The sequence below is a fragment of the Afipia sp. GAS231 genome, from assembly GCF_900103365.1.
Classification (GTDB): Bacteria; Pseudomonadota; Alphaproteobacteria; order Rhizobiales; family Xanthobacteraceae; genus Bradyrhizobium.
Genome location: NZ_LT629703.1, coordinates 2,724,141 through 2,747,160, shown reverse-complemented (window position 1 = coordinate 2,747,160; position 23,020 = coordinate 2,724,141). Strand labels below are relative to the sequence as shown.

General features: G+C 64.5%; 18 protein-coding genes and 1 pseudogene. 7 read left to right on the top strand and 12 right to left on the bottom strand.

Annotated features, from left to right (window positions below; genetic code table 11):
* Window positions 1-387: 387 nt before the first annotated feature.
* On the bottom strand, window positions 388-3,264 hold the full coding sequence (locus BLS26_RS13085) for an EAL domain-containing protein (RefSeq protein WP_172804599.1): 2,877 nt from the start codon (window positions 3,262-3,264) through the stop codon (window positions 388-390).
* Between the two features lie 120 nt (window positions 3,265-3,384).
* Entirely contained in the window at window positions 3,385-4,383 is a 999-nt protein-coding gene (locus BLS26_RS13080; RefSeq protein WP_092511650.1) for an NAD(P)H-quinone oxidoreductase, read from the bottom strand.
* A gap of 102 nt (window positions 4,384-4,485) precedes the next feature.
* Between BLS26_RS13080 and BLS26_RS13075 the strand changes: the two genes are divergently transcribed.
* A complete protein-coding gene (locus BLS26_RS13075) occupies window positions 4,486-4,677 on the top strand; it encodes a DUF1192 domain-containing protein (RefSeq protein ID WP_092511648.1) in 192 nt (63 codons plus the stop codon).
* A gap of 484 nt (window positions 4,678-5,161) precedes the next feature.
* Window positions 5,162-5,674, top strand: coding sequence for a DUF1465 family protein (locus tag BLS26_RS13065; protein WP_092511646.1), 513 nt, complete (start codon window positions 5,162-5,164; stop codon window positions 5,672-5,674).
* A gap of 160 nt (window positions 5,675-5,834) precedes the next feature.
* Here the strand turns inward: BLS26_RS13065 and rpmE are convergent, their stop codons facing one another.
* Window positions 5,835-6,062: a 50S ribosomal protein L31 gene (gene rpmE / locus BLS26_RS13060; protein ID WP_027538248.1), complete on the bottom strand. Its 228-nt coding sequence runs from the start codon at window positions 6,060-6,062 to the stop codon at window positions 5,835-5,837.
* Between the two features lie 179 nt (window positions 6,063-6,241).
* Here rpmE and BLS26_RS13055 point away from each other — a divergent pair, with 179 nt between their 5' ends.
* Both BLS26_RS13055 and BLS26_RS13050 read left to right on the top strand, forming a co-directional pair.
* Complete coding sequence (locus BLS26_RS13055; protein ID WP_092511644.1) at window positions 6,242-8,098, top strand: ABC transporter transmembrane domain-containing protein; 1,857 nt, start codon at window positions 6,242-6,244, stop codon at window positions 8,096-8,098.
* A gap of 88 nt (window positions 8,099-8,186) precedes the next feature.
* Window positions 8,187-8,387, top strand: coding sequence for a hypothetical protein (locus BLS26_RS13050; RefSeq protein ID WP_092511642.1), 201 nt, complete (start codon window positions 8,187-8,189; stop codon window positions 8,385-8,387).
* A 15-nt stretch (window positions 8,388-8,402) separates the two neighbouring features.
* On the opposite strand, the gene BLS26_RS13045 is transcribed toward BLS26_RS13050, so the two are convergent.
* The 3 genes from BLS26_RS13045 to BLS26_RS13035 form a co-directional block, all read right to left on the bottom strand.
* On the bottom strand, window positions 8,403-8,852 hold the full coding sequence (locus BLS26_RS13045) for a GNAT family N-acetyltransferase (RefSeq protein ID WP_092511640.1): 450 nt from the start codon (window positions 8,850-8,852) through the stop codon (window positions 8,403-8,405).
* A gap of 147 nt (window positions 8,853-8,999) precedes the next feature.
* Window positions 9,000-10,028 carry a peptidoglycan -binding protein gene (locus BLS26_RS13040; protein ID WP_092511638.1) on the bottom strand — a complete coding sequence of 343 codons (1,029 nt, stop codon included), beginning with the start codon at window positions 10,026-10,028 and terminating at the stop codon, window positions 9,000-9,002.
* 152 nt (window positions 10,029-10,180) lie between these two features.
* On the bottom strand, window positions 10,181-11,182 hold the full coding sequence (locus tag BLS26_RS13035) for a flagellar motor protein MotA (RefSeq protein WP_172804598.1): 1,002 nt from the start codon (window positions 11,180-11,182) through the stop codon (window positions 10,181-10,183).
* A 182-nt stretch (window positions 11,183-11,364) separates the two neighbouring features.
* Between BLS26_RS13035 and BLS26_RS13030 the strand changes: the two genes are divergently transcribed.
* Both BLS26_RS13030 and BLS26_RS13025 read left to right on the top strand, forming a co-directional pair.
* A complete protein-coding gene (locus BLS26_RS13030) occupies window positions 11,365-12,165 on the top strand; it encodes a DUF1295 domain-containing protein (RefSeq protein WP_092511636.1) in 801 nt (266 codons plus the stop codon).
* Window positions 12,166-12,175: 10 nt separating this feature from the next.
* A pseudogene (locus BLS26_RS13025) lies at window positions 12,176-12,550 on the top strand (efflux RND transporter permease subunit); the annotation flags it as partial.
* Between the two features lie 205 nt (window positions 12,551-12,755).
* Here BLS26_RS13025 and BLS26_RS13020 read toward each other — a convergent pair.
* A complete protein-coding gene (locus BLS26_RS13020; RefSeq protein ID WP_305764658.1) occupies window positions 12,756-16,865 on the bottom strand; it encodes an autotransporter domain-containing protein in 4,110 nt (1,369 codons plus the stop codon).
* On the opposite strand from BLS26_RS13020, the gene BLS26_RS37110 reads away from it, so the two are divergent.
* On the top strand, window positions 16,834-17,154 hold the full coding sequence (locus tag BLS26_RS37110; RefSeq protein ID WP_157676441.1) for a hypothetical protein: 321 nt from the start codon (window positions 16,834-16,836) through the stop codon (window positions 17,152-17,154). The genes BLS26_RS13020 and BLS26_RS37110 overlap by 32 nt on opposite strands.
* Before the next feature lie 904 nt (window positions 17,155-18,058).
* Here the strand turns inward: BLS26_RS37110 and BLS26_RS13015 are convergent.
* From BLS26_RS13015 to fba, 5 genes are all read right to left on the bottom strand, one after another.
* Entirely contained in the window at window positions 18,059-18,853 is a 795-nt protein-coding gene (locus tag BLS26_RS13015) for an inositol monophosphatase family protein (protein WP_092511634.1), read from the bottom strand.
* 89 nt (window positions 18,854-18,942) lie between these two features.
* Window positions 18,943-20,037 carry a tetratricopeptide repeat protein gene (locus BLS26_RS13010; RefSeq protein WP_092511632.1) on the bottom strand — a complete coding sequence of 365 codons (1,095 nt, stop codon included), beginning with the start codon at window positions 20,035-20,037 and terminating at the stop codon, window positions 18,943-18,945.
* Between the two features lie 8 nt (window positions 20,038-20,045).
* Entirely contained in the window at window positions 20,046-20,771 is a 726-nt protein-coding gene (locus tag BLS26_RS13005; protein ID WP_092511630.1) for a thiamine phosphate synthase, read from the bottom strand.
* Window positions 20,772-20,773: 2 nt separating this feature from the next.
* Window positions 20,774-21,799 (bottom strand): class I fructose-bisphosphate aldolase, encoded by a 1,026-nt coding sequence (locus BLS26_RS13000; protein WP_092511628.1) that lies wholly within the window; start codon window positions 21,797-21,799, stop codon window positions 20,774-20,776.
* 108 nt (window positions 21,800-21,907) lie between these two features.
* Window positions 21,908-22,975, bottom strand: coding sequence for a class II fructose-bisphosphate aldolase (gene fba / locus BLS26_RS12995; protein ID WP_092511626.1), 1,068 nt, complete (start codon window positions 22,973-22,975; stop codon window positions 21,908-21,910).
* Window positions 22,976-23,020: the final 45 nt, after the last annotated feature.

Genomic DNA, 23,020 nt, shown 5'->3' with positions numbered 1-23,020 from the left:
GATGATGGTGGCAAGAAAGCCGGTCACCAGGACGAAATCGTATAAGCCGTAAAGCCATTGCGCAGGGAAGGCCGGTGTGTTTCCGCCAAACCTGTATGCTCATGTGCAGCATTTTGTTGCATCTAGCGCACATGAGACCGCGGGTGCGGCGCGCACCCGGTCTTCCCTGCGCCCTCTGAATTTCTGAGGGCAAGGTTGATTGCAAAACTTCGGGCAGGTATGCCGCGAGATTGTGAGCGCATGTCTCGCAACGTCATTGCGAGCGTAGCGAAGCAATCCATCTTACAGCGCGAAGACTGGATTGCTTCGTCGCTTCGCTCCTCGCAATGACGCGGAGAGGTCGCAGCGTATCGCGAGACGCGGTAGGCGCCGGGACGACGAGGAAGCTCAGCTCGCCGCTTCCAGCCGCTCTTCGGTCAACAACCGCATCGCGGCGTCGGCGTCCATCGGCTCGCCGAAGGCAAAGCCCTGGGCGTATTCGCAGCCGAGCTGATAGAGCTCGACCGCATCCGAGTCGGTCTCGGCGCCCTCGGCGACGACGTCCATGCCGAGGTCGTGGGCGAGCGCGATGATCGATTTCAGGATCACCGGGCGGGTGCCGCGGCTGGTGGTACGCACGAACGACTGGTCGATCTTGATGGTGTCGAACGGGAAACGCTGCAGATAGGCCAGCGAGGAATGGCCGGTGCCGAAATCGTCGAGCGACAGGCCGGTGCCGAGCTCGCGGATCCGCGTCAGCATCTGCGCCGCGTGTTCCGGGTTCTCCATGACCAGCGATTCCGTCAATTCCAGTTTCAGCGTGCCGCGCGCCACCGAGGAGCGCGACAGCACGGTGCGGATGTCGTGGATCAGGTCGTGACGCAGCAACTGCCGCGAGGAGACGTTGACGGAGGCGAAGATCGGCTCGCGCGAGCGCATCGCGCGCTGCCAGATCGCGAGCTGGCGGGCGGTCTGGTCCATCACGAACATGCCGAGGTCGACGATCAGGCCGATCTCTTCCGCGATCGAAATGAATTCCGACGGCGACATCCGCCCCAACTTGGGATGATCCCAGCGCGCCAATGCCTCGAAGCCGGCGATCGAGCGATCTTCCAGCCGCACGATCGGCTGGTACAGGATGGTGATTTCCTGCCGCTCGATGGCGCGGCGCAATTCGCTTTCCAAGGTCAGGCGGTCGGTCTTGCGGGCGCGCATCGCCGGTTTGTAGACGTCGATGCGGTCACCGCCGATGCGCTTGGAATGATACATCGCGAGCTCGGCGTCCTTGATGATCTCGTCGGACAACTGCGTCTGCGGATCGGAAAGGGCGAGGCCGATCGAAGCGGTCAGGAAGATCTCGCGGTCGTTGAAGGCGATCGGCGCGCGGATGGTCTTGCGGATGGTCTCGGCAAAGGCGGTGATCCGCGCCGGGTCTTGCTCCGACATCAGGATCAGGCCGAACTGGTCGCCGGCGAGCCGCGCCAGCGTATCCTGCGGCTTGAGGATGCGGGTCAGCCGCCGCGCCAGCGTCAGCAGGATCGAGTCGCCGACCGCGATGCCGACGGAATCGTTGACCTGCTTGAAGCGGTCGAGGTCGATCACCATCAGCGTCGGCCGCAGGTTCGGCATCGACTTGGCGAAATTGGCGACGGCGCCGAGGCGGTCGATGAACAGCTTGCGGTTCGGCAGGCCGGTGAGGTTGTCATGCACGCTGTCGTGCAGCATCCGCTCTTCGGCGTTCTTGGCTTCGGTGACGTCGGTCAGCGTGCCGACCACGCGCGAGACCTCGCCGTCGGAGCCGACCACCGGGCGCGCCTTCAACGCGAACCACATGAAGTGACCGTCCGGGGTGCGCAGGCGGAAATCCTGCACCAGCCGGCCGCGGCGCTGGTCGAGCACCGAGTCGAGGGCGGCGCGGAACCTATCCTGGTCGAGCGGGTGCAGCACTTCGAGCCATTTCGCGGCGGGGCCTTCCAGCGTGCCGCGTTTGAGGCCGAGCAGGCTCTCGGTCTCGGGGCTGGTGAAGACCTTGTCGGCGGAAACGTCCCAGTCCCAGATCAGGTCGCCCGAACCGGTCAGCGCCAGTGCGCGGCGCTCGACGTCGGAAACCACGCCGGTGGTGGCGCCGCCGCCGGCGAAGGCGTGCTGCATGACCGTAAACCCGATCAGCATCACGATCAGCACCAGGCCGCCGAGCAGCGCGGGGCCGACGATGTCGTTGGTGACGCTTCCCGCCACCGTCATGCCGGCCGCGACCACCCAGACCACCAGCAGGAACCAGGTCGGGATCAACAGCACCGCGCGGTCGAAACCATGGGTCGAGAGATAGACGATCAGCGCGAAGCCGGCGAAGGCGATCAGCACCAGCGACATCCGCGCGATGCCGGAGGCGACCGCGGGATCGAAAAGCGCCAGCGCCACCAGCGATCCCAGAAATGTCAGCCAGCCCACCGTGATGTGCGAATAGCGCACGTGCCAGCGGCTGAGGTTGAGATAGGCGAACAGAAACACCAGCAGCGTTGCGGCCAGGATCGCCTCGCCCGCCGCGCGCCAGACGCGCTCGGCGTTGTTCGACATGTCGAGCACCTTGCCCCAGAAGCCGAAGTCGACGCCGATATAGACCAGCACCGCCCAGGCCAATGCGGCGGCGGCCGGGAACATGATGCTGCCCTTGACCACGAACAGAATCGTCAGCACCAGCGCCAGCAGGCCGGAAATGCCGATCACGATGCCCTGGTAGAGCGTGAACGAGTTGACCTTGTCCTTGTAGGCGTCGGGTTCCCACAGATAGAGCTGCGGCAATTTATCGGTGCGCAGTTCGGCCACGAAGGTGACGACGGCGCCGGGGTCGAGCGTGATGCGGAAGATGTCGGCGGTCGCGCTTTCCTGCCGCTCCGGCCGGTCGCCGGTCGACGGGGTGATGGTTGCGATGCGCGACAGCCCGAGGTCGGGCCACAGCAGACCGGACGACACGATGCGATAATGCGGGGCGACGATCAGGCGGTCGAGCTGGTCGTCGGTGTTGTTGGCGAGCGCAAACACCACCCAGTTCTGGCCGCCTTCGCGGGCGCGGACCTCGATGCGGCGGACGATGCCGTCGGTTCCCGGCGCGGTGGAAACCTGGATGCGGTCGGTATCGCTGCGCTGATGATCGAGTACCGCGGTGAGGTCGATCGCAGGCGCGTCGCCGCGGACGCTGACCGCGTCGATGGCGCGCGCCGGGGTCGCGGCCGAAACAATCATGAGCCCCAGCGCAACCAGCGCCAGGCACCTGATCAGACGCAATGTCAGTACTCCGCGATCAACGAAATTTCCGGGGTCAGGGCAGCGCCCCGCGTTGCCGCGATAAATGACATGAAAGCGAAGCAAATCAAAGGGTTTCCGCCCGGGCTTCGCTGCTCATCGTTAAACCGCCAACACAATTTTGCCAATATGTTCGGAGGTCTCCATCCGCCGGTGCGCGTCGGCGGCCTTTTCCAGCGGGAATGTGCTGTCCATCAGGGGCTTTACCCGGCCCTCGCGCAGCAGCGGCATCACCTTGGCCTCGATCGCCGCGACCATGGCTGCCTTGTCCGCATTAGTACGGGGACGAAGCGTGGAACCGGTATGGGTCAGCCGCTTCACCATTACCTTGGCGATGTTGACGGTGACCTTGGGGCCGTTGAGGGTTGCGATCTGGACGATACGGCCGTCGACCGCGGCGGCGTCGTAATTCCGGTCGACATAGTCGCCGGCGACCATATCGAGAATGAGGTTGGCGCCGGCCTTGTTGGTCTCCGCCTTGACCACTTCGACGAAATCCTCGGTCTTGTAGTTGATGGCGCGGTCGGCGCCGAGCTTCAGGCAGGCGTCGGCCTTCTCCTGCGATCCGACGGTCACGATCACCTTCGAGCCGAACGCCTTGGCAAGCTGGATCGCCATGGTGCCGATGCCGGACGAGCCGCCATGGATCAACAGCGTTTCGCCGGGCTTCAGGGCGCCGCGCTCGAACACGTTGTGCCAGACCGTCATCAGGGTTTCCGGCACCGCGCCGGCTTCGAGGATCGGCAACGACGGCGGCACCGTCATGGCCTGGGCGTCTTGCGCAATGCAATATTGGGCGTAGCCGCCGCCGGCGACCAGCGACATCACCTTGTCGCCGAGCTTGTGTTTCGTGGCTCCTGCGCCGAGCGCGACCACTTCACCGGCGATTTCGAGGCCCGGCAGGTCGCTGGCGCCGGGCGGCGGCGGATAGGCGCCGGAGCGCTGCGCGACGTCGGGGCGGTTGACGCCCGCGGACATCACCTTGACCAGGATTTCGCCCGGACCGGGAACGGGAACGCTGCGGGTCTCCGGCAACAGCACTTCCGGGCCACCCGGCTTGCTGATGCCGACGACGGTCATTTGCGCGGGCAGCTTTTCCATGATTTGTCCTTGCGAAAGATAGAGAATTTGAGGCGGCCCCTGATTAGCCAGCCCAGCTCTGGCTGGCAACCGCCGAACGAAAGTACAGAGCGGAGGAAACGCATGGCGAGCGAGGACGACGACAAGCCGCGAAAGAAAATCACCCACGAGATCGGCCAGGATCTATCGCTGTTGTCGGTCGAGGAATTGACCGAGCGCATAGCGCTGATGAATGCGGAAATCGAACGGCTGCAACAGGCCGCCACCAAAAAGCGCGCGTCAAAGGACGCCGCGAACAGTTTCTTCAAGTCGTAAGCATCCCGCGCAGTGTCGTCCCCGCCTGGTGCGCAATTGCGCACGGGGCGCCGGGACCCATGCGCCGCGGCCTTTCGTGGGGCATGGCGTTCGACGATTTTCCCTCAACAGCATGCGTCGGCGGCTATGACCAGCGTTCACAGGGACCACTCCGACCGAGTCAATCGCAAAACTCGGCCAATGGCCGACATGGCAAACAAGCCCTAAAGAAAATCGCTCATTTACGATCGATTAAGCTTTCTCGATTATGACTTGGATCGTCCTCGTTTGGACACCGAGTGGCTCCTGTCCACTCTGTTTGACGCCTCCCTGTTATCAACTTCAAAAGCCGCCGGAAACGGCGGCTCTTTTTTGTCCGCGGCATGAGCTGGTAACCAATAATCCGGTTGCCGCTGGACTCCCGCCCCCACAAGCGCAATGATTTGTTCATCATAAGCCGGCGCCTTTCAAAGCCGGCAGTATCAGTGGCGTGAGGGCGTTAACCATGGCGGACCGTTCGTATAGCGAATCCGCGCTCGTTCAGTTCAGCGAGCGGCTCACCAATTCGGCGGCGTTCGGAACCCTGTTCCGGGAAGGCATGGACCTGGTCGAGGAGACCGCGGCCTATCTCGACGGTGACGGCCGTACCGAGGCCAAGGCGCTCGAACGTTCCGTCAGCCTTACTTACGCGACCGAAAGCATGCGGCTCACCACCCGCCTGATGCAGTTGGCGTCATGGCTGTTGCTGCATCGCGCGGTCAAGGAAGGTGAGATGACGCTGTCCCAGGCCAACCGCGAAAAGACCAAGGTCAAGCTGACGGCGGCCGATCCCGGCCCGGAAGACATGATCGCGAAACTGCCGCAGCAATTGCAGGATCTGATCACGCGCTCGATGAATCTGCAGTCGCGGGTGCGCCGGCTCGATATCACTATTCACGCAACCCCCGCCGAACGCGCCCCGATCGGCAATCCGCTGGTGCCGCAACTCAACCGGCTGAAGGCCGCGTTCGAGCAGTAAGTTCTCTCGTCATTCCGGGGCGCGCGTTAGCGCGAACCCGGAAGTTCGAACTTCCGGGTTCGATGCTGCGCATCGCCCCGGAATGACGGCAAAATAAAAACGCCCCGGAAAACCGGGGCGTTTTTGTATGTCTGGGCCGGAAAAGGCGGGGCTAAAGCCCTCAGTCCTTCTTGAGGAAGCCCGAAAACTTCTTCTGGAAGCGCGACACGCGGCCGCCGCGGTCGAGCAGCTGCTGCGAGCCGCCGGTCCAGGCCGGATGCGACTTGGAGTCGATGTCGAGGTTGAGCTTGTCGCCTTCCTTGCCCCAGGTGGAGCGGGTCTGGTACTCGGTCCCGTCGGTCATCACGACCGTAATGGTATGATAATTCGGGTGAATTTCGGCTTTCATGGCATATCCTTTGGCGCGCCGGCGCCCGGCTCGAAGGTCAGGAGATACGGGATTTGGCGGCTCTATAACGCAGTAAGCCCGCCAAAACAAGCTACGTATATGACCGGATTGGGAATCTCCCGGATTTGCCAGAGGGGGCTATGGGGCCTATCTGAGGGCGGCAAAACGGGTCGGATTTCATGAGTGCAGCGGAACAGCTTGAAGACGTCGGCGGAGCCAAACCGCCGCGGGATGCGCTGCTCGAGGAAGAGGCCTTCATCGAAGCCACGCTGACCGAGCCGCCGGCCAGGACCGGCGCGAAACTTCGCCCGCTATTGGCGCTGGCGCCCTATGTCGCGCGCTACCGGGGGCGGGCAGCGCTCGCCTTCGTCTCACTCACGGTCGCGGCGATCACTACGTTGATCGTGCCGGTCGCGGCGAGGCGCATGATCGACTTCGGCTTCAGCCCCGAAGGCATCGCCCTGATCAACAGCTATTTCAGCGTCATGATCGCGGTGGTCGCGGTGCTGGCCGGCGCCAGCGCGTCGCGGTTCTACCTGGTCATGACGATCGGCGAGCGCATCGTCGCCGATCTCAGGCGCGACGTGTTCGCGCATCTGATCTCGCTGTCGCCGGCGTTCTTCGATTCCGCACGCTCGGGCGAACTGGTGTCACGGCTGACCGCCGATACCACCCAGATCAAATCCGCGGTCGGCGCCTCGGTGTCGATCGCGCTGCGCAATCTGATGCTGTTCCTCGGCGCCGCCACCATGATGGTGATTACCAGCCCGAAACTGTCCGGCTTCGTGCTGCTGGCGATCCCGGTCATCGTGATCCCGCTGGTGGCGTTCGGGCGCTGGGTGCGGCGGCTGTCGCGCAACGCGCAGGATACGCTGGCGGATGCGACGTCATACGCCTCCGAACTGCTCGGCGCGATCCGGACGGTGCAGGCCTTTACCGGCGAGCGGCTGGCCAATACGCGGTTCGGCGGCGAGGTCGAGCAGGCCTATGAGGCGGCGCGGACATCGACCCGCGCGCGCTCGATCCTCACGTTGATCATCATCTTCATCGTGTTCTCCAGCGTCGTCGCGATCCTGTGGGTCGGCTCGCACGACGTGCTGACCGGTGCGATCACGCCCGGCCGGCTCGGCCAGTTCGTGCTGTACGCAGCCTTCGCCGCCAGTGCGCTCGGACAGCTCAGCGAAGTCTGGGGCGAAGTCTCGGCCGCCTCCGGCGCCGCCGAGCGGCTGTTCGAGATTCTGCGGGTCAAATCGCAGATCATGGCGCCGCCGCAGCCGCTTGCACTGCCGGCGCCGGCGCGCGGCGACGTTGCTTTCGAGAATGTCCGTTTCGCCTATCCGACGAGGCCCGAGGTGCTGGCGGTCGACGGCGTCACGCTGTCGGTCCGCGCCGGCGAAAAGGTCGCGATCGTCGGGCCCTCAGGCGCCGGCAAGAGCACGCTGTTTCATCTGCTGTTGCGGTTCTACGATCCGGCCAGCGGCGCGATTGCGCTCGACGGCGTCGCGATCCGGTCGACCGACCCGGCCGAATTGCGCGCACGCATCGCGCTGGTGCCGCAGGACTCGGTGGTGTTCGCCGCGACCGCGCGCGAAAACATCCGTTTCGGACGGCCGGATGCCAGCGACGCCGAAGTCGAGCGCGCCGCCGACCTTGCGCACGCCACCGAATTTTTGCGCCGGCTGCCCGGCGGCTTCGAAGCCCAGCTTGGCGAGCGCGGCGTGACGCTGTCGGGCGGCCAACGCCAGCGCATCGCAATCGCGCGCGCGATCCTGCGCGATGCACCGCTGCTGCTACTCGACGAAGCGACCTCGGCGCTGGACGCCGAAAGCGAAACCCTGGTGCAGACCGCGCTGGAGGAATTGATGCGTCACCGCACCACGCTTGTCATCGCGCACCGGCTTGCCACCGTGTTGTCCTGCGACCGCATCATGGTGATGGACCAGGGCCGCATCGTCGAGCAGGGCACGCATACCGAGCTGGTTGCAGCCAACGGCCTCTACGCGCGGTTGGCGCGGCTGCAATTCGAGGGGATTTAGCCCAGGAAGGCGGGAACCAGATCGTCGCCTGTCTGTTGCAACCTCGTTCTAATCTCAGATCGGGACTCAATCGAGCAGGAGAGATCACATGCCGTTCCGCCGCGGAGGTTTTGCGCTCACGCCGCCTTCCCTCGTGATTTTCGTGATTTCGCTGGTGCTCGCCGTTGTCGCCTTCCTCGTTCATTATGCTCACGTTTCCGTCCCGATCGTCAGCTCGGCGCGGGTCTTCGACGTACTGGCCATTGCCTATGTCGTGCTGATGATCGGCGTGCTGTTTCGGGGTATCTGACCCGTTGCGAGACCGTCACGGCCGCCACGCCATCTTCAGGATCAGCCGTTTCGACGACGGGTTCACGTCCTCGCCGTCATGCACGAATCCGTTGCGTTCGTAGAAGCGGATCGCCCGGTCATTGTCGGCGTTGACCTTCAGCGTGACGCCAGTGGGCGACAACCGCTTGGCTTCGTCGACGAGTGCGGTGGCGAGGGGAGAGCCCCAGTGATCGGGGCTGACCACGAGCTGGTCGAGATAGCCTTGTTTGTCGATGGTGACGAAGCCGATCTGCGTCTCTTTCTCTTCAGCGACGATGATATCCGCGTTCGGCACCAGCTCGTTGCGCCAGCGCTCGCGCCACCATGGCACGCGCGCGACGAAATCGATCGAAGGGTAGGCCAACTGCCAGGTCCGCAGCCATAGCTCGATCGCGGCGTCCTCGTCTTCAATGCGGTACGGTCGGAGATGGAAGGTAGAGTTCATTCTGGCACTCTTGTCATGCCCGGGCTAGACCCGGGCATCCATCCATCTTGAAAGACTCTTCCTTGATGGATTGCCGGGAGCGCAGACAAGTTTACGTAGTCTGCGCAGGGCAGACTACTACGCCCGGCAATGACAGGCCTGATCACCTCAGCGTTCCGTCAGCTTCAGCTCGATACGGCGGTTGCGCTTGTAGGCTTCTTCGGTCGGTGCCGTGTCCAGCGGCTGGAATTCGGCAAAGCCGGCCGCGACCAGGCGCTGCGCGGGGACGCCGAGCGAGACCAGGTATTGCACCACCGAGATCGCGCGCGCCGACGACAATTCCCAGTTCGACTTGAACAGGGGACTGTTGATCGGCCGCACGTCGGTATGGCCGTCGACCCGCAGCACCCAGGCGATTTCGCTTGGGATCTGCTTGTCGAGATCGATCAGTGCGGTGGCGAGCTTATCGAGTTCGGCCTTGCCTTCGGGCAACAGCAGCGCCTGTCCGGTATCGAAGAACACTTCCGACTGGAACACGAAGCGGTCGCCGACGATGCGGATATCGGGCCGGTTGCCGAGAATGGCGCGCAGCCGGCCAAAGAATTCCGAGCGGTAGCGCGACAATTCCTGCACCCGCTGCGCCAGCGCCACGTTCAACCGCGAGCCGAGATCGGCGATGCGGCCCTGGGATTCCTTGTCGCGCTTCTCCGAGGCATCGAGCGCTTCTTCAAGCGCTGCGAGCTGACGCCGCAGCGCGCTGATCTGCTGGTTCAGCACCTCGATCTGGGCCAGCGTGCGCGACGAAACCGCTTTTTCGGAATCGAGCGCCTTGTTGAGTTCGGTCGCGCGGCCTTCGGCGTTGCTGCCGGCGCCGGCGAGCCCGTCATAGAGCCCCTTGATGCGATCGCGCTCGGTTTCCACCGAGGCCAGCCCCGCGCGCGCCTGTGAGAGCTGGTCATTGAGGTTGAGCCCGGAGAGTTTTTCCAGCGACAGCAGGTCGTTCAACTGCGCGATCTTGGCATTGAGCTGCTCCAGCGCCTTGTCCTTGCCGGTGACTTCCTGCGACAGGAAAAACTGTACCACCAGGAACACCGACAGCAGAAACACGATCGACAGCACCAGCGTCGACAGCGCGTCGACGAATCCCGGCCAGTAGTTGAATCCGGTTTCGTTGCGGCGACTGCGGGCGAGGGCCATTCAGAATTCTCCGGTACTTTCGTGTCCCGGACGCGGTGCAGCGTGCAACGCTGCTCCGCAGAGCCGGGATCTATCTCGGGACGTATCTCTCGGGCCCCGGCTCTGCAGCGCAACACTTTGTATTGCGCAGCGTCCGGGGCACGAAACCTCGTCTAGCTCTTCTCGGGCTGCCTTGCGATCCGCTCCAGCAGTTTCTTGATCTCGCGGTTCTGCTCACCCTGGCCGTCGGCCCATTCGCGGATCATCTGCTGCTCGGTGCGCATATGCGCGACCAGGCCCTGGATGGCTTCGGCGAGGTTGGCCATTGCTGCCGTGGTGTTGCGGCTGCCGCCGCCTTCCTCGACCACCGCGCGCAGGCGCTCCATCGCATTCTGCAATTCGCCGCTGACGCCGGCGCCGCCGCCTTCGCCGGAATATTCGCGCACCGTAGAGGCGAGCCAGTCCTCAAGATCCGTGTAGAAGCGGTTCTGTGCCTGGCTCGACTGCAGGTCGAGAAAGCCCAGGATCAGCGAGCCGGCGAGGCCGAACAGCGAGGACGAGAACGAAATGCCCATGCCGCCGAGTGGCGCGGCCAGTCCCTCTTTCAGGGTATCGAACAGGGCGCCGGCATCGCCGCCGACCTTCAGGCCGTCGATCACCTTGCCGACGGAGCCGACGGTCTCGATCAGGCCCCAGAAGGTGCCGAGCAGGCCGAGAAACACCAGCAAGCCGGTCATGTAGCGCGAGATATCGCGGGCCTCGTCCAGCCGGGTCGCAATCGAATCCAGCAAATGCCGCATGGTCTGCTGCGAGATCGACATCCGGCCGGTGCGCTCGCCGCCGAGGATCGCCGCCATCGGCGCCAGCAGCGTCGGGCGCTGTTCGACCGCGAGGCCGGGATCGGCAATGCGGAAATTATTGACCCATGCGACTTCCGGATAGAGCCGGATCACCTGCCGGAACGACAGGATGATGCCGATCAAGAGCACCGCGCCGATCAGCGCGTTGAGGCCGGGATTGGCAAAGAAGGCGGTAACGATCTGCTTGTAGAGCACGACCATGACCAGCGCGCACAGCACCAGGAACACCAGCATCCGCACCAGAAAAATCCGGGGCGAGGACAATTTGCTCAGTTCGATCTCCATTTCGGAGCGGGAGGGGGAGCCTGAGGGCATTGCGGGTGTCATCCGTTGCGAAAAGCCGCGCGTGGCCGCCAATATGGCACAGCGGGCGAGAGAAAAAAGATCGAAAGGCCTGATTTCGGGAGAGGATCACGGGAACTTCACGTGAAAACCGGTTTGGTCTGCAGCGTATTTTGGACGGGTTCAACTTCCAACCGCGATATTTGGGATTTTGCATGACCGTTCTGTATCTCGAAGCGCTGGCGGCCATGGCCGTTTCGCTCTCGATCCTGATGGCGGGTGCCTGGGTGGTGCAGCAGCGAACCGGCAATTCCGGCTGGGTCGACACCATCTGGACCTTCTCGCTCGGCCTGGTCGGGGCCGGCAGTGCGCTTTGGCCGGTTGCGGGGGCTGTGCTCAATGCACGGCAATGGCTGGTCGCGGCGCTGGTGGCGATCTGGTCGCTGCGGCTCGGGATTCATATTGCGATCCGCACTGCCGGGGCCACCGACGACCCCCGTTATGCGGCCTTCGCGAAGGAGTGGGGCGCCAATTCCCCGCGAAAGATGTTCTTCTTTCTGCAGAACCAGGGATTCGCATCGATACCGCTGGTGTTCGCGATCTTCGTGGCGTCGCGCTTTCGCGGCGAGGCGCTGCGGCTGCAGGATTATCTCGGCGTGCTGACCCTGTTGGCCGGCATCGCCGGCGAGGCGATCGCCGATGCGCAGCTCAAGCGTTTTCGCGAGCTCGCTGCCAACAAGGGCCGGGTCTGCGACGCCGGGCTGTGGCGTTGGTCGCGCCATCCGAATTATTTCTTCGAATGGTTCGGCTGGCTGGCCTATCCCGTGATCGCGTTGTCTTTAGATTATCCTTGGGGATGGGCGACGCTGCTGGCGCCGATCTTCATGTACTGGATCCTGGTCCACGTCACCGGCATCCCGCCGCTGGAAGCACAGATGCTGCGTTCGCGCGGCGATCGCTATCGCGACTACCAGTCGCGCACCAGTGCGTTCTTTCCACTGCCGCCGCACGCATGATCCTGAAAAGTCCATCATCGGCCTCGCGGCCAAGGACGCCATTCTCATCATCGAATTCGCCAAGGATCTGCGCGCTCAGGGCAAGCCGCTGATCGAGGCGACGGTCGAAGCCTGCACCTTGCGTTTTCGCCCGATCCTGATGACGGGTCTTGCTTTCGTCTGCGGCGTGCTGCCGATGGTGATCGCGCAAGGCGCCGGTGGCGCCAGCCAGCAGGCGCTCGGCACCAGCGTCATGGGCGGCATGATCGCGGTGGTGATCCTGGCGCTGCTGATGGTGCCGGTGTTCTTTGTCTCGGTGCAGCGCGTGCTGGCGGGGGACCGGGAAAAGGTGGAGGCGACCGCGGCAGCCGAGATGGTCGGCCCGCCGGCGCCGGTGAAGCGATAGACGCTGTCATGCTCCGCGAACTCGCGACGCCCGGGCTTGCGGACCGTCGAGAAGCCTTGGCGCAGATGCGGTCGATAGATCCAGTCCACGAACCATAAATTTGCCGGGCTGACGCAGCGCCAGAGTCCGCTATACCCCGATCGCCGAGGTGCTGCTGCGTAGCAGCGAAACGACGCTAAGTGCCAATGGCGGAAGTCGTCGCTTCTCACCACGCATACCGCACCACGCCCTTGCCGGCGTAGGAGCGCGTGACATTGGAGAACTCGCCCTCGAAGGTGGCAGCCGCCGACCAGCCGTTGATCCATTTCAATTCGGCGGAGGCGGTGGTGAGCGCGGAGTCGCGGGCCTGCCCGGCGCCGTTGACGACGAAGGAAGCGCCCGGCAGCGTCTGGAAGGTCGCTGCGATATTGCGGTCCGGATCGAAATCATGCGCCCAGGCAAAACGGTTGCGCAGGGTCAGGATCGAATTTGTCATCGCGAAGGATTTGTCGGTGCGGATGCCGAGCTCTGAGCGCGTGTCGGTCACGCTTTTGGCCGCGTAGTTCAGCGCAAAGGCCGACGTGCCCGAGATCGCGCTTTCGGCGTAAGCGGGGAGATCGAAGGTGGTGAACTGTCCCGCCGCGTAGGGCGTGATGCCGACGCCACCGATCCACGGTGCGACAAAGCGGTAGCCGCCTTCGACGCGCCCCGAATAGGCGTTGGCGTTGAACTCGGCGCGCAGTTGGTCGAAGCCGGCGATGGTCACGGTGCGATTGGTGATGATGTCCTGCCAGCCATAAGCGAGCGCGCCGGTGATGTAGGCATTGCCCGCCGTGTGCCTGACATAGGCGCCGGCCTGGAACAGGTCCGACCTTCCCGAGCCGAGATTATTGACGCCGAAATTCGTGCCGCCGCCCGCTAGCGCAAAGCCTGCGAGTGTATCCGGCGAGAACAGATAGTCGGCGCCGACAGCGGTCCCGAAGATGCTACTGCGGGTGTCGTTTGATCCAACGACCGCATTGCCGTCGGTCGATTGCGAGCCGCCGAAACCGGCCGCCCACGCGCTCCAGCGCGCCACGAAAGGCGCGGGCGGCGCCTTGGTGAACATCGCAAACGCATCGTTGCGCCGGCGCACGGCATAGCTGCTCGCGCTCTCCTCCGCATACGGCGTTGCCGACGCGCCGCCAACGCCGTTGCCGCGGCCCATGAACGGATCGGTCAATAATCCCATGAACAGGTTCATGGCATCGAAGGTGGCCTGCTGCGATCCGGTCGCCGATTCACCCGAGGCCTGCGTCAGGCCTGCCGGCGTCAGGGTGCCGTACACCGCCGGGATGCCGCCGGTCGCGTTGAAGAAATTGGTCAGTGCACTGGCGACATTCTGCTGATTGATATTCAGCCCACCGCCGAAGTTCGGGCCTGGCGAGAAATTCAATGCGAGATTGAGAAAAGCGTGGGTCAGGTCGTAACCTAGCCTGGTCGAAAAGCCGGCCGGCAAATTGGTGTTGACGAGCGAGCTGAATGTGCCGCTGACGCTGCCTGCGGTCAGGATCGTGTATTGCTTCGAAATATAGCTGCCGTTGGCGTAGATCGCGTTGACGGTCGCGCCACCGAGGGTCGCCGTGCCGGTGACGTTGGCGAATGACGCTGTCGTCGGATTGAGCGCCACCAGATAAATTGCGCCCGACTGCAGCGCGAGACTGCCGGCTACCGTCATGGAAGAACCTGGCGTGCCGCTGCCCGGCGCGAAAATGCCGCCGCTCGCGATCGTGGTGTTGCCGACGGTGCCGATGCCGGTCAGCGTGGCATTGGCATTCACGGTGGTCATGCTGGAGGGCGCGATCGAGCCATCGACCTCCAGCACGCCGCCGTTGATGGTCGTGGTGCCGGTGTAGGCATTGGTGCCGGCGAAAATCTGTTTGCCGGGACCGTTCTTGACGATGTCGAGAACGGGGCCGCCTGGGCCGCCTTCGCCGCCGCTTCCGTCGCGCAAAACGCCGGAGAACGAGGTCGTCCCGCCGGCCGCGCCCGTGATCGTCAGCGTCGCGGTGCCGGACGCGCTGCCATTCTGCACGGCACCACCGCCGGAGATCCCGTCGGCGAGAGACGCGATCGTGTTGCTGAAGCCGCTGAGCGTCAGCGTCGCGCCGGTATTGACCTGGAAGGCCGAGTTGGGCGAGAGCGCGGTGGTCGAATTGGCGATGACCGTGCCTGAATCGATGTAGGTGAGGCCGGAATAGGTGTTGACGCCCGACAGAATTACTTCTCGCTCGCCGCTGGCGGCGATGCTTTCGAGGATCAGCTTGCCGCCGCTCGACCCCGGCGCGTCGGTGATGTTGCCGGTGATGCGGAAAAAACCGCCGCCGGAATCGATGGTGCCGCCGTTAGAGGTGATCTGGACGGCGTTGGCGATGGTGCGCTCGCTGAACAATCCCTGCGCCTGCAGCGTGCCGCCGTCGAAGGTCAGCGTGCCCGTGCCGATCGCCGACGAGACGATACCTGAATTGAAATTTCCTGGCGTGTTGAACACCGCATCCACGCCGAGTTGTAGCGTGCTGGCGCCGGCAGACGCACCGCAGGATGGGTTCACGCCGGTGGCGCCGCAGATGGTGGTGCCACCGGAATAGGTGCTGTTGCCGGACAGGATCAGCGTGCCGCCGCCGTTGACTACGACCTCGCCGGGCGTGCCGCCGTTGCTGATAATGCCCGAAATGGTGTTGGTCGAGCCCACCGGCGTCGTGAAGGTCGGATCGCCGGAGACGGTGATATTGTTGTCGATGTGGAGGCCATTGCCGTTGAGAAAAATGGCCGTGCCGTTGTTCAGCGCCAGCGTGCCCGAGCCGAGCGCGCCACTGTTGCCAACCGCGATCGTAGAGCCGATGCCCGATACGGCGGTGCCGCCCTTGTATGTATTGGCGCTCAACAACGCCAGCGTGCCGCCGCCGGTCAGCGCCAACGATCCCTTGTTCGCAGCATTGCCGCCATTGCTGGCTTCATCGGCGATGTCGTTGACGATGGTGTAGGTGTTGCCGGCCCCCGGAGAGAAGGTGAGGGCGGTCGCGCCATTGATGAAGATGTCCTTGCCGAACGGCGTGCCGCCGGTCGCGGTGCCGCCGCTGCCATGGCCCGCTGTAACGCTGTTGGACGCGGCGGTGCCACCCCGGCCCGCGATGGTGAGGCTGCCTCCGGCGGCCACGAACACAGCGCCGCCCATGGCGCCGCCGCCGCCGCCATTGCCATTGATAGCGTCGCCATTACCACCACCGAAGCCGCCGGAACTCCGTAAACCGGCGAAGTCGCCACCGCCACCGCCGCCAAAGCCGCCAGCGCCGCCGATGGCGCCGCTGCCGCCGCCGCCGCCGCCGCCAAATCCACCCGCGCCGCCGTTGGCGCTGCCGCTAATAGGACCGCCACCGCCGCCACCGAAACCACCAGTTGCGCCAACGATACTGCCGCCGCCGCCAGCACCGCCGCCGAAGCCGCCAGCGCCGCCGCCAGTGCCGTTAGCCGCACCGGTCCCGCCTCCGGATCCGTTTGTGCCCGGGCCGTTGCTGCTGCCGCCGCCGCCGCCGCCAATGCCCGCCGCCCCGGTTCCGCCGTTGCCACCATTGACGGCGACCCCAGGCGGTCCGGCGCTGGTGATCCCGCCGCCACCGCCACCACCGCCAAGAACGCCGCCGGCACCACCGGCAGAGAACAACCCGCCGCCAGCACCGGACCCGGCGGCAATGCCGGAACCGCCCGCGCCTCCCAGCCCGCCCCCCCCACCACCATCACCAAAGCCGACCAAGCCGGCTCCGCCCGTGCCACCGGTCGCCGCCGCATGGCTGAACGACACGTTGGCGATGGTGACGTTGGCGTTCTGGTTGACGAACAATCCACCGCCGGCCCCGAGGCCGCCGCCGCCGCCGCCGGCGCCGCCGGCGCCGCCTTGCGCGTTGACGTTCTGGATGGCGATGTTGGAAATACTCACGGTGATCGCGGGCGGCGCGCCGCTGCCGGTGGTCGCAAGGCCCGAGACGAAAAATCCGCGATTGGCGCCGCCGCCGTCAATGGCAATGCCGGAGTTACCCGTGATGCTCATGTTGGTATAGATCAGCGGAAGCGGCGACGCCAAATTGATCGTGCCGGTGAGTCCGGGCGCGAAGGTGATGGCCTGGGTCGCGCCCGGCGTGCCGGCCGGAGCGCCCGCAAGCTCTGCCGCGGCGATCGCGGCGCGCAACGAGCCGGAGCCTGAATCGTTGAGATTGGTGACGACAAATTGGGCATGCGCGGACGGCGCCAACGCGATGCACCCGCCCATCATGGCGACGCTGGCCAGCAGCGCGGATCGCATCCTGCGACTTACGCGCGGATGCCGTCGAACGGATTTGATTGTCGCCACGTTGGCCCCCACACTGCTGCCACCCGCCGCCGCGGCAACGAAAATCAACTGTCTGTCGAAACTAGCTCGCCTGCAAGTTGGGAGCAATGGAGAGGCGAAGCGCGCAGCGCCGCCGCTGGCCGTGTCGAAAAAACGGGTGAAGCCGCCATTAGCGGTGGTGACAATAGCGCTGGTGGCCGTGCTGGTGCTGAAGAAAGTCACTAGGTTGTTGTTGTTGTCGTTGATGATGAGCAAGCCGTAAGCGTCGCGTTCGCTCTTTGAGAGGGACTTGTCGCTGGAGCCGTAAGCGCCGACGCTGCCGTTTTCTTCGGCAAATCCCGGCGCGCCGCTCGGCGACGAGACGGCATCACCTTGGCCGGCCATGAACGGATCGGTCATCATGCCCTTGGCGTCAAAGGTGGCCTGTTGCGAACCGGTCGCGGTCTCGCCGGAAAATGGCCTTCACGACTATCGTCTTTGTTCTAGCGACCCTATTCGCATTCATCGCCCCGCAAACGTACATCGCGCAATCGCTGTGGAGCTGCACTTTTGCGACGCCAATTCTCGACGGATTTTTCGAAAGGCGCAGGCGAGCCCGAGTAAAATAATTTCGCTCGATGTCCGAGTTGGGTCAATCGCTACAGAGGCGACCCAGCCGCAAGTCCGGCGATGTCGGCTCTGCCCCGAAAGCGGAAGCAAATTCAGAGCTTGGCGGCTTCGCTAGAGGCCGGTGCGGAGACGACGCTCGCCCCCACGTCATTCAGCTTCGAGACTGGAGCCCGATTCATGCGCTCCGAATCCAGCGAACCGCCCTCAACGGGATGTCGCCGAACAAGCCGTGCGGCGAGCAGACGACGGTCGCGTGCCCGATGGCATCATCTGGGTCCTGCGTTCGGGAGCACCATGAAGCGACCTGCCGGGGAGTTATGGTCCCCGCACCACTCGTCACAATCGCTTCGTTGGGTGGATGATCGTATTGTCTCACTGATTTGCCCGACGTGTCAATGTCCACTTGGCGTTCGAAGTGTGCCGGCTACTGTGCATGGGGTTGTTTTCAATATTTTGGCTGGGAGTGCCGAGGCTTCTCCGAGTCCTTCCGCCGTCTCCGGAAGGCTCCATCACCCGATCGCGGATGAAGCGACGATGCGTGGCTTGGAACCGTCGCCCTATTTTCCCAGCCCCTTGATGATCTTCACCAACTCGCCGTGAACGTGCTCGTTGCCGCAGATCACGTGGCCGGTCTTGAGCGGGTCGCTGGCGCCGTCGACGCAACTGACGGTGCCGCCGGCTTCGCGGACCATGATCTGGCCGGCGGCCATGTCCCAGGGCTGCAGGTTGCGTTCCCAGTAGCCGTCGAGGCGGCCGGCGGCGACGAAGGCCATATCGAGCGAGGCGGCGCCGAAGCGGCGGAAGCCGGCCACTTTGCTTTGAAGGGCGGCCATCTCCCGGAGCGCCAGTTCATGGTCGCCGCGGCCGATATGCGGCAGGCCGCAGGCGATCACGCATTCATTGAGCTGGCGGCGTCCGGCGACGCGCAGCCGCTGGTCGTTGAGGAACGCGCCCTTGCCGCGTTCGGCGATGTAGAGCTCGTCGTTGGCGGGATTGTAGATCACGCCGGCAATGATGACGCCTTCGCGCTGCAGGCCGATCGAGATCGCGAATTGCGGAATGCCGTGCAGGAAATTGGTGGTGCCGTCCAGGGGATCGACGATCCAGGTATGGCTCTTGTCGGCGCCTTCGCGGCTGCCGCCTTCCTCGCCGATGAAGCCGTAGCCCGGCCGCGCCTTGGCGAGATCCTTGTAGAGCACTTCCTCAGCGCGCTTGTCGGCGAGGCTGACGAAGTTCGCCGGCCCCTTCAGCGACACCTGCAGATGCTCGATCTCGCCGAGGTCGCGCTTCAGGCCACGGCCGGCGTTGCGCGCGGCTTTCACCATGACGTTGATAAGGGCTGAATGCAGCATGATGCGAGCTTGTCGGTTGAGAGGAAACGGGCCACAGCCATCGGGAAGTCAGGGACTGGGTGCCCTGCTGATGTGCCGCCGTCAAGGCGTCATTTACCGGCGTTGCCGATCCATTTGCGGGCGGCCTCCTGGGCCTTGGCGCGATCCTCGGGGCTGAGGGCCGCCAGCGCCTCGTCCAGTTCCGGATCGCCTTTTCCGGCGGTTTTGGCGACAATGTGCCATTTCAGGCCTTCGACCTTGTCCATCGGCGCGCCCGCGCCGTTGATCAGCACACGGGCGAGGCGGTTCTGCGCGATCGGGCTGTTTTGGCGCGCCGCCTTGCGCAACAGCGCCACGGCGGCGGACTGGTTCTGCGGCGTGCCGGTGCCGTTGAACATCGCGATGGCATATTCGACTTCGGCGTCGACATTGTCGGCCAGCGACGCCGCCTGCAGCAGCCGCACCGCCTTGTCGATGTCCTTCGGGACGCCGGTGCCCTCCTTGTAGAAGGTCGCAAGCGCGTATTGCGCTTCGGGGTTGCCGGCATCGGCGGCCACGCGCAGCAGCTCGGCGGAACGCCTGAGATCCTGCGGCAGGGTCTGGCCGTCGAGATAGAGCAGCGCCAGGTTATAGGCTGCCTTGGGCTCACCGAGCTTGGCCGAGGAAGCCAGCAGCCTGACCGCCTGCTCGCGGTCGACCTTGGCGCCGCGGCCGGAGAGCTTCATCATGGCAAGCGCGAACATGCCCTCGCGGTCGCCGGCGTCGGACGCGCGCTGATACCATTCGGCCGCCTTGGCATAGTCGCGCTTGACGCCCATGGCGTTGGCGTAGAGCTCGCCCAGCATCGTCATCGCCTTCGGGTCGTTGTTAAAGGTCGCGCGCGTGGTCGCGAGATCGAACGCGGTCTTGTAGAGGCCGCGCTGGTAGGCGCCGTAGACGAGGTCGACATTGGGGTCGTCGAACCCGGCCGTCGGCGAGGGTGTGGGCGTCGGCGTCGGCGTCGCCGCCGGTTTGGGCGTTGCAGCAGGTTTCTTCGCAGCCGCCGTCGCCTTCGGCTTCGGTGCTGCTTTCGGCGTTTCCTTCTTCGCGACAGGCGCGGTTGCCGGCGGCTGGGCGGCGGGCGGCGTCAGCGAGATCTGCGCGGACGCCGTCGTGGCCGCGATCGCAAGGCCCGCAACAATCGATATCGGACGCAGGAAGTTCATGTCCGGCGTTATCCCTGTCCGGTCATTTCTTTTCCAGGCGGCTGTTTTCCAGGTGTTTGTTTTTCGAGTGTTTGTTTTTCCAGCGCTGCGGCATGCGCCTGTTTGATCGCCTGCTCGACATCGGCCAGCGCCGCCTTGGCGCCACGTGGATCGGCCCAGATGAAGTCGCCGACCAGGACAAAATCGGCGCCGGCGGCGGCGAATTCGGCAGCTTCCTCGCGGGAGACGGCAAAGCCGACGCAGGGCGGTTCGAACAGTTCTTCCCACCACTGCAGCCGCTCGGCGATCGCCTCGACCGATGGCCGCTGTCCATGGCTGTCGGGCTCGCCGAACAGCACGTAGTCGGCGCCGGCTTCGCCCGCGGCCATCGAATCATGGCGAGTGGCGAGCCCGCCGACGCCGGCGATGCGGTCGGGCTTCAACGACGGTATCGCGTCTTCCATCGCCGCGATCCCGTTCAGATGCGCGCCGTCGGCGCCGGCCCGCGCCACCAGCTCGACATGGCCGTCGAGCAGCAGCGCCGCGCCGCCGTCCTGCACGGCTGATGCCAGCGCCTTGATGCGCGAGATCATGGTTTTCTGGTCGGTCTCGCGCAGCCGCAGCAGCACCGCGGCAACATCGGCGCCCGCGAGCAGGCCCGGCAGGCTTGCCGCCAGTTGCGACGGATCGTCCAGTTCGCGCGTTGCGAGATAGAGCCGCGGCGCCGGGCGCGGCGGGGGAGGTTTGCTAGCCAAGTCTATGCCGCCTTCTGTTCGAGGCCGGGCTGCCATTCGCCCTTGCTCGCCAGCGCATTCATCCGCGCACGATGGATGAACGCCTGCTGGCCTGCGCCTACGTTGGCGGCCTTGCCGGACCAGGCCTGCTGCGGCGCCGCCTGCAGCGCGCGGCCGTAGGAGAAGGTGAGCCGCCACGGCAGGCCGCCGATCTTGTTCATGGCGTCGAGATGGGCGGTGGCTTCCTGGTCGGACTGCCCGCCGGAAAGGAAGGCAATGCCGGGAACGGCCGCCGGCACGCAAGCCTTCAGTAGCCGGACGGTCTTCTCGGCCACTTCTTCGACCGAAGCCTGCGTTGAACACTTCTTGCCGGAGATGGCCATGTTGGGTTTCAGGATCATGCCTTCCAACGCGACGCGCTGCACCCGCAACTCCTGGAAGGTCTTGTTGAGCACGCGCTGGGTCACGTCATAACAGCGGTCGATATCGTGATCGCCGTCCATCAACACTTCCGGCTCGACGATCGGCACGATCTGCGCGGCCTGACATAAGGCCGCATAGCGGGCGAGCGCGTGCGCATTGACGGAGATGGCCGTCATCGAAGGGATGTTGATGCCGATATCGATCACGGCACGCCATTTGGCGAACCGCGCGCCGCGTTCGTAATATTTCTTCAGCCGCTCGGCGAGCTTGTCGAGGCCCGCGGTGACCAGCTCGCCCGGGCAATTCGGCAGGGCCTGGGTTCCCTCGTCGACCTTGATGCCCGGGATGGCGCCCGCCTGTTCGATCAGCTTGATCAGCGGCGTGCCGTCCTTGGCGTTCTGCCAGATCGTCTCGTCATAGAGGATGACGCCCGAGATGTACCGGCTCATGGCCTCCTGCGAGCGAAACAGCATTTCGCGATAATCGCGGCGCGTTTCCTCTGTCGATTCGACCTTGATGGCGTCGAAACGCTTCTTGATCGTGCCTGAGGATTCGTCGGCGGCGAGCACGCCCTTGCCCGGCGTCACCATGGCAAGGGCGACCTTGTTGAGGTCGGCGAGATTCATCGGAACGTTCTCCAGAGCATGCCTTGCAAACCAAAATGGGCGGTTCTCGGGCAACGGCCGAGAAAACCTTCGCTCAGGGGCAGGCAGCTCGCGGAGATCGGCGTGATATCACGCCACCTTCGGATCGAGCTCGCCCTTGGCGTAACGCTTGGCCATGTCCGCCGTGGTCATCACCTTCTTGATCTTGCTCGCCTGACCCGCGGTGTTGAATTCCTGCAGCCGCTGCTTGCACAGCTTGGCCATCGCGTCCATTGCCGGCTTGAGATATTTGCGCGGGTCAAACTCTTCCGGATTGTCCTTCAGAACCTTGCGGATCTGGCCGGTCATCGCCATCCGGTTGTCGGTGTCGATGTTGATCTTGCGGACGCCGTGCTTGATGCCGCGCTGGATTTCCGAAACCGGCACGCCCCAGGTCGGCTTCATCTTGCCGCCGTTGGCGTTGATGATTTCCTGCAGGTCCTGCGGCACCGAGGACGAACCATGCATCACCAGATGCGTGTTCGGAAGCTTGCGGTGGATTTCCTCGATCACGTTCATGGCGAGGATGTCACCGTCGGGCTTGCGGGTGAACTTGTAGGCGCCATGCGAGGTGCCCATCGCGATCGCCAGCGCATCGACCTTGGTTTCCCTGACGAACTTGACGGCCTCGTCCGGGTTGGTCAGCAACTGGTCGTGCGACAATTTGCCTTCGGCGCCGTGGCCGTCTTCCTTGTCGCCCATGCCGGTTTCCAGCGAGCCGAGCACGCCGAGCTCGCCTTCCACCGAAATGCCGCCGAGATGCGCCATGTCGGTGACGGTCTTGGTGACGCCGACATTGTAGCTCCAGTCGGCCGGGCTCTTGCCGTCGGCCTTCAGCGAGCCGTCCATCATCACGGAGGTGAAGCCGGCCTGGATTGCGGTCATGCAGGTGTCGGGGCCGTTGCCGTGATCGAGATGCACGCAGACCGGGATCTGCGGATAGATTTCGGTGACCGCGTCCATCATGTGCTTCAGCATGATGTCGTTGGCGTAGGAGCGCGCGCCGCGCGAGGCCTGGATGATGACGGGGGCGTCGAGGCTGGAGGCGGCCTCCATGATGGCCAACGCCTGCTCCATGTTGTTGATGTTGAAGGCCGGCACGCCGTAATCATGCTCCGCCGCGTGGTCGAGCAATTGACGCAACGTAATCCGAGCCATCCGTAGTCTCCCTTGTCTTTGTGGCGCCCCGGGCGCCCGATCTGA